Source organism: Oligella sp. HMSC05A10, from assembly GCF_001808335.1.
Lineage (GTDB): Bacteria > Pseudomonadota > Gammaproteobacteria > Burkholderiales > Burkholderiaceae_B > Oligella > Oligella urethralis.
In genome coordinates this window covers 661-952 of record NZ_KV792896.1, presented here as the reverse complement: position 1 = coordinate 952, position 292 = coordinate 661, and the positions used below count along the sequence as shown (strand labels likewise).

Genomic DNA, 292 nt, shown 5'->3' with positions numbered 1-292 from the left:
TATTATCCACCGCCGTCCCCGCTGACTGCGCACCCTGCGCAATACTCGAGTCCGTGCCAGTGATACCGCCCACACCCGCACCCACGAGACTCGTGATACTGGAGATGGTGGCTTTCTCATCGGCGTTTAAGTCAGCTGCTTCTTTGCCGTAGAGGTAATGGGCAAGGACTGGGGCGGCTTTGACGGCGACGTACTTTCCTATTTCCTTTGTGATGATTAAAGCTTAAACTACCATCGTAAAAACTTTAATCTGCTTCCTCACCTTCTGTCTCACTCCAATAAGGAAGAGAGG

The 292-nt window shown here is 51.7% G+C and carries 1 protein-coding gene; it reads right to left on the bottom strand.

Translation table 11 applies throughout. The features are described 5' to 3' along the window. A partial coding sequence (locus tag HMPREF3144_RS11955; RefSeq protein WP_168163055.1) for a VENN motif pre-toxin domain-containing protein occupies window positions 1-202 on the bottom strand: 202 nt, incomplete at its 3' end. Window positions 203-292: the final 90 nt, after the last annotated feature.